The organism is Staphylococcus sp. GDX8P114P-2, from assembly GCF_017892945.1.
GTDB classification, from domain to species: domain Bacteria; phylum Bacillota; class Bacilli; order Staphylococcales; family Staphylococcaceae; genus Staphylococcus; species Staphylococcus arlettae.
The window spans coordinates 25,448-32,462 of record NZ_JAESMB010000011.1 but is presented as its reverse complement, the minus strand read 5'-3'; the positions used below and the strand labels follow the sequence as shown (position 1 = coordinate 32,462).

Genomic DNA, 7,015 nt, shown 5'->3' with positions numbered 1-7,015 from the left:
TCTTAATAAATTAAGAAGAGCTTCTAAAAAAATTTACCATAAAGGGCTTGATTTATGGTAATGTAGATAGGATAGAGCATATAATTATATTTAATACAATGACTTATTTATTTGGCATACATAGAAGTGATGTTGTGTGTGTTTTACAAGTCGTATAGGGCTAGTCATTACACGTACAGACACATCTCGACTTCATTGAAAACAAAAATAAATTTAGATATATTTATAGTGTAAGAAACGAGGAGGAGCATTAATGGTGAAAGAAACATTTTATATCACTACCCCAATATATTATCCGAGTGGAAACTTGCATATCGGCCACGCATACACAACAACTGCTGGTGATGTGATTGCACGCTATAAAAGAATGCAAGGCTATGATGTTCGATATTTAACTGGGACAGATGAACACGGACAAAAAATCCAAGAAAAAGCACATAAAGCAGGCAAAACAGAATTAGCTTATTTAGATGAAATGATTGCTGGGATTAAAGCCTTATGGGAAAAATTAGAAATCTCAAACGATGATTTTATTCGTACAACGGAAGAACGTCATAAGAAAGTTGTACAACAAATCTTCGAACGTCTATTAGCGCAAGATGATATTTATTTAGGCGAATACGAAGGTTGGTACTCTGTGCCTGATGAAACGTATTATACTGAAACTCAATTGGTAGACCCAATTTATGAAAATGGTAAAATTGTTGGCGGTAAAAGTCCTGATTCTGGACACGATGTAGAGCTGGTTAAAGAAGAAAGCTACTTCTTTAATTTATCTAAATATACAGACCGTTTATTAGAATTCTATGATGAAAACCCTGAATTTATACAACCACCATCCCGTAAAAATGAAATGATTAATAACTTCATTAAACCGGGATTAGAAGACTTAGCTGTGTCACGTACGTCATTTGATTGGGGTATTAATGTTGAATCTAATCCTAAACACGTTGTTTATGTGTGGATAGATGCACTGGTAAACTACATTTCATCGTTAGGTTATTTGTCAGATGATGAAACATTATTCAACAAATATTGGCCAGCGGATATCCATATTATGGCGAAGGAAATCGTACGTTTCCATTCTATTATTTGGCCAATTCTATTAATGGCATTAGACATTCCATTACCGAAAAAAGTATTTGCACATGGTTGGATTTTAATGAAAGATGGCAAAATGAGTAAATCTAAAGGTAATGTTGTAGACCCTAATGTATTAATTGATCGTTATGGCTTAGATGCGACACGTTACTACTTAATGCGAGAATTACCATTTGGTTCAGATGGTGTCTTTACGCCTGAAGGTTTCGTAGAACGTACAAACTATGATTTAGCGAATGACTTAGGTAACCTTGTAAACCGAACAATTTCTATGGTAAATAAATATTTTGATGGTGAATTACCGGCATATGAAGGACCTAAACATGAACTAGATGAACAAATGGAAGCTATGGCTATGGATACAGTAAGTACGTTCCATGAAAACATGGAAAACTTACAGTTCTCAGTAGCACTATCAACTGTTTGGAAATTCATCAGCCGTACAAATAAATATATCGATGAGACAACACCATGGGTATTAGCAAAAGACGACAGTCAAAGAGACATGTTAGGTAATGTAATGGCGCACTTAGTAGAAAATATCCGTATTATCGCTGTGTTGTTAAGACCGTTCTTGACACATGCACCATATCAAATTTTCGAGCAATTAAACATTAATGATCCGAAATTACATGAGCTTGAAAGTATTGAATCCTATGGACATTTAACAGCTCCAATTACAGTAGTGTCAAAACCAACACCAATTTTCCCTCGTTTAGAGACTGAAGCGGAAATTGCTTATATTAAAGAATCCATGCAACCACCTGCTGCAAAAGAGCCTGAAGCTGAACCTAGTAAAGCGCTTATCGATATTAAAGACTTTGATAATGTGGAAATTAAAGCAGCGACAATTACAGATTCTGAAAAAGTTAAAAAATCAGATAAACTATTAAAAATCCAAGTAGATTTAGATTCTGAACAGCGCCAAATTGTTTCAGGCATTGCGCAATTTTATAGCCCTGAAGATATTATTGGTAAAAAAGTAGCAGTAGTAACTAACTTAAAACCAGCTAAATTAATGGGTCAAAAATCTGAAGGTATGATATTATCTGCTGAAAAAGATGGAGTCTTAACATTGGTAAGTCTACCAAGTGCTATTCCAAATGGTGCGACGATTAAATAATAATCTGAAGGAGCGATATAGATGCTTATCGATACACATGTACATTTAAATGCAGACGAATATGATGAAGATTTAGAAGCAGTCATAACACGTGCTCGAGAAAATGGCGTGGATCGTATGTTTGTGGTAGGTTTTGATACACCAACTGTAGAACGTACGATGGAGTTGATTGAGCAGTACGATTTCATCTATGGCATTATTGGTTGGCATCCTGTTGATGCTATTGATTGTACAGAAGAGCGATTAGAATGGATAGAAAAGCTTGCTGAACATCCAAAAATTATTGGTATAGGTGAAACGGGTCTGGACTATCATTGGGATAAATCGCCAAAAGATATACAACAAGAAGTGTTTAGAAAGCAAATTGCTTTAGCGAAACGTGTTAACTTACCGATTATTATCCATAATAGAGAAGCGACTCAAGATTGTGTAGATATTTTAAAAGAAGAACATGCTGAAGAAGTAGGTGGCATTATGCATAGCTTTAGTGCTTCACCGGAAATTGCTTTGGATGTTATTCATAAACTCAATTTTTACGTTTCATTAGGTGGACCTGTGACTTTTAAAAATGCTAAGCAACCAAAAGAAGTTGCGCAACAGGTACCATTTGATAAACTGTTGGTAGAAACGGATGCACCATTTTTATCTCCGCACCCATATAGAGGTAAACGAAATGAACCGGCACGTGTAACATTAGTTGCAGAGCAAATTGCTGAATTACGCGGTGTAAGTTATGAAGAAGTATGTCAACAAACAACTAAAAACGCAGAAACATTATTTAAATTGTAACTAAACTGTTGAGAAAGATATTGGTACACACTATGGGATTAACTTTAGGAGTTGAATAATAACCATAATGTTGTAGCGGTATCTTTCTTCTTTTTTGAAATAGACTTAGTTGTAGAAAGGTGTAACAATAAATGAAAATAACTGAATTTATTGTAGTTGAAGGTAGAGATGATACTGAAAAAGTCAAAAGAGCTGTAACATGTGATACGATTGAGACAAATGGTAGTGCCATTGACCAAGCAACATTACAAGTTATTGCGCATGCGTTTGAAACGCGTGGTGTAATTGTATTAACTGATCCAGATTTCCCAGGTGATAAAATACGAAACACTATTCGTCAGCACATTCCAGGTGTAAAACATGCATATATTGACCGCGAGAAAGCTAAAAATAAACATGGGAAAATCGGCGTTGAGCATGCCAGTATTTCAACAATTCGTGAAGCATTAACTAATGTGAGTACTCCGTTTGAAGAAGGGCATGAATCCATTAGTAAAGAAGTACTTATTGATTTAGGTTTAATCATTGGTAAGGATGCACGCAAAAAACGTGATATTCTAGGAGCTAAACTGCATATCGGACATTCAAATGGCAAACAATTATTAAATAAATTAAATGCGTTTGGTTATACGGAACAAGATGTCCGTGATGCCCTCGCGGATGAAAAAGGAAGTGATTCATAATGGAAATGAAGGATATTGCAACGCCATCGCGTACAAAAGCGTTGTTAAATCAATATGGATTTGATTTTAAAAAAAGTTTGGGCCAAAACTTTTTAATAGACGTAAATATCATTCACAAAATAATAGATGCAAGTGATATCGATGAATACACTGGTATTATTGAAATTGGACCGGGAATGGGGTCGTTAACAGAACAATTAGCAAAACATGCTCAAAAAGTACTGTCGTTTGAAATTGATCAACGTCTTATCCCAGTGCTCGATGATACATTAGCGCCTTATGATAACGTGACAATTATAAATGAAGATATTTTAAAAGCAGATATTGCTACATATGTACATCAACATTTAGCAGAATGCGATAAAATTATGGTAGTAGCCAATTTACCATATTACATTACTACACCAATCTTATTGAATTTAATGCAACAAACATTGCCAATTGATGGTTATGTAGTAATGATGCAAAAAGAAGTTGGCGAACGTCTAAATGCACAAGTAGGTACTAAAGCGTATGGCTCATTGTCCATCGTAGCTCAATATTACACTGAGACAAGCAAAGTATTAACTGTGCCTAAATCAGTATTCTTACCGCCACCAAATGTAGATTCAATTGTAGTGAAATTAATGAAACGGGAGGCACCTCAAGTTCAAGTTGATAATGAAAATGAATTTTTCAAATTAACAAAAGCAGCTTTTAGCCAACGTCGCAAAACTATTAATAATAACTATCAAAGTCTCTTTAAAGAAGGGAAAAAGAATAAAGCGCTGATTGCAGAATGGTTAGAAAGTTCAGGTATTGATCCGAAAAGAAGAGGGGAAACGCTTTCTATTAAAGAATTCGCACTCCTCTATAACAATTTAAAAAAATTCTCAGAATTACAATTTTAATGTGTTGACATTTGTTCTCTACCTTGCTAAAATTAAAATTTATTTGACAATTTATCGCTAAATGTGTTATTATACAATATGTAGCGAGGTGGGGCAATATGCCAAAATCTATTGGAGACATCAAAAATACACTTGATTGTCAATTAGGAAACCGTATTGTACTAAAAGCGAATGGTGGTCGTAAGAAAACAATTGAACGTAGTGGAGTGTTAAAAGAAACATATCCATCTGTTTTTATTGTTGAGTTAGACCAAGATAAACATAACTTCGAGCGTGTGTCTTATACATACACTGATGTTTTAACAGATAACGTACAAGTTTCTTTCGAGGAAGATAGTCATCACGAAGCAATTGCACACTAAATATGCGTGTTTTTTCTAACACGTTATTTAAGTACACACGTATTAAACTTAATAATTGTTTACATAATGAGGTGCACTAGCACCTCATTATTTTTGTGCCCAATTTTGCACTGTTCATAATATAACTTAGAAGTTATTTTAGCGAATACAAGATTATAAGTTTATTCACTTTTTCATATCGTGTAGAATAGTATGATAAGAAATGATTTTGAAGGATCGATGTTTAAGCAATACGCTAAAGGCGTATATTATAATATGATTCGCTATTCAATATTAAGTTTTCAAACAAACTTTGTTGAATAACTCTAAATATGACATAACATTATGTTAAAATCATTTTATTACCATATCGAAGTGAAAGAGGGTGGAGATATGATTTATGAAACAGCACCAGCTAAGATTAATCTCACTCTGGACACGCTCTTTAAACGAGATGATGGTTATCATGAAATTGAAATGATTATGACGACAATTGATTTGAATGATCGTCTCTCATTTGAACGACGTAGTGATAGTAAAATTGTCGTACAAGTTGAACAAAATTATGTACCGTCAGATAGTAAAAATTTGGCGTATAAAGCTGCTCAATTAATGACTGAAACTTACGGTGTACAACAAGGTGTAACGATTACTATCGATAAGGGAATACCAGTATCTGCAGGATTGGCTGGAGGATCAACTGATGCTGCTGCTACGATGAGGGGATTGAATCGATTATTCGGATTAAATCGCCCACTAAGTGAGTTGTGTAACTTAGGTATTACTATTGGCACGGATATACCATTTTGTATTTATGGAAAAACAGCCATATGTAAAGGGAAAGGTGAAATCATAGAATTTTTAAATAAGCCACCATCTTCATGGGTTATTGTCGCTAAACCTAGTGTGGGAATTTCATCGCCTGATGTATTTAAACGGTTAAATCTTGAAGAGTATCATGAAGTACATACAACAGCTTGCCAAGAAGCACTACTAAGTGGGGACTATGAAAAATTGTGTGAAAGTCTTTCGAATAGATTGGAACCTATCTCAAGTAAGATGTATCCAGAAATTTTGAAAATCAAAGAAAATATGCTCAACAGTGGTGCCGATGGATCAGTAATGAGTGGTAGTGGGCCCACAGTCTATGCGTTAGCTCAAAAAGAGCGCCAAGCAAAACATGTTTACAATTCAGTGAATGGCTGCTGTAATGAAGTGCATTTAGTAAGATTATTAGGTTAGAAGGTGAATTTTATGAGATATAAGAGAAGTGAACGAATTGTTTATATGACTCAGTATTTAATGAATCATCCTAATAAATTGATTCCGTTAACATACTTTGTTCAAAAATTTAAGCAAGCTAAATCTTCAATTAGTGAAGACGTACAAATTATTAAAACAACATTCCAAAAAGAAAAACTTGGTACAGTGACAACAACAGCAGGTGCAAGTGGCGGTGTGACTTATAAGCCGGAAATGAGTAAAGAAGAAGCAAGTGAAGTCATTGATGAAGTCATTGATATGCTACAAGAAAAAGATCGTTTATTACCAGGGGGCTACTTGTTTTTATCAGACGTTATGGGCAATCCAACGTTATTGAATAAAGTTGGGAAATTGATTGCAACTTTATATATGGACAAAGAGCTAGATGCAGTCGTGACTATTGCTACCAAAGGTATATCTTTAGCCAATGCAGTTGCGAATGTATTGAATTTACCAGTAGTAGTTATAAGAAAAGATAATAAAGTGACAGAAGGATCAACAGTATCTATTAATTATGTTTCAGGATCATCTCGTAAAATAGAAACGATGGTACTTTCCAAGCGTACATTACCAGAAAATTCCAATGTACTTGTCGTTGACGATTTTATGCGTGCTGGCGGTTCAATTAATGGCGTGATGAATTTGATGAATGAGTTTAAAGCTCATGTTAAAGGGGTATCAGTACTTGTAGAATCGAAAGAAGTTAAACAACGATTGATAGAAGATTATACTTCCTTAGTTATGCTATCTGATGTGGACGAATATAATCAGAACTTTAACGTAGAAAGAGGCAATAGCCTAACTAAATTTTCTTAAAGGAGCGAT

The 7,015-nt window shown here is 34.5% G+C and carries 7 protein-coding genes; all 7 read left to right on the top strand.

Annotated elements, in window-relative coordinates; translation table 11 throughout:
• Positions 1 to 253 precede the first annotated feature (253 nt).
• The 7 genes from metG (at position 254) to purR (ending at position 7,006) form a co-directional block, all read left to right on the top strand.
• Positions 254 to 2,224 (top strand): methionine--tRNA ligase, encoded by a 1,971-nt coding sequence (gene metG, locus KA845_RS06040; RefSeq protein WP_103388828.1) that lies wholly within the window; start codon positions 254 to 256, stop codon positions 2,222 to 2,224.
• Between the two features lie 21 nt (positions 2,225 to 2,245).
• Complete coding sequence (locus KA845_RS06035; RefSeq protein ID WP_107374086.1) at positions 2,246 to 3,013, top strand: TatD family hydrolase; 768 nt, start codon at positions 2,246 to 2,248, stop codon at positions 3,011 to 3,013.
• A 131-nt stretch (positions 3,014 to 3,144) separates the two neighbouring features.
• Positions 3,145 to 3,696 (top strand): ribonuclease M5, encoded by a 552-nt coding sequence (rnmV, locus tag KA845_RS06030; protein WP_002509794.1) that lies wholly within the window; start codon positions 3,145 to 3,147, stop codon positions 3,694 to 3,696.
• A complete protein-coding gene (gene rsmA / locus KA845_RS06025) occupies positions 3,693 to 4,586 on the top strand; it encodes a 16S rRNA (adenine(1518)-N(6)/adenine(1519)-N(6))-dimethyltransferase RsmA (protein WP_172606436.1) in 894 nt (297 codons plus the stop codon). Before rnmV ends, rsmA begins: the two co-directional genes overlap by 4 nt.
• Before the next feature lie 98 nt (positions 4,587 to 4,684).
• Positions 4,685 to 4,948, top strand: coding sequence for a biofilm formation stimulator Veg (gene veg / locus KA845_RS06020; protein ID WP_103388831.1), 264 nt, complete (start codon positions 4,685 to 4,687; stop codon positions 4,946 to 4,948).
• Positions 4,949 to 5,320: 372 nt separating this feature from the next.
• Positions 5,321 to 6,169 (top strand): 4-(cytidine 5'-diphospho)-2-C-methyl-D-erythritol kinase, encoded by an 849-nt coding sequence (ispE, locus tag KA845_RS06015; RefSeq protein WP_002509797.1) that lies wholly within the window; start codon positions 5,321 to 5,323, stop codon positions 6,167 to 6,169.
• 12 nt (positions 6,170 to 6,181) lie between these two features.
• Positions 6,182 to 7,006, top strand: coding sequence for a pur operon repressor (purR, locus tag KA845_RS06010; RefSeq protein WP_002509798.1), 825 nt, complete (start codon positions 6,182 to 6,184; stop codon positions 7,004 to 7,006).
• The last annotated feature ends 9 nt before the right edge of the window (positions 7,007 to 7,015 follow it).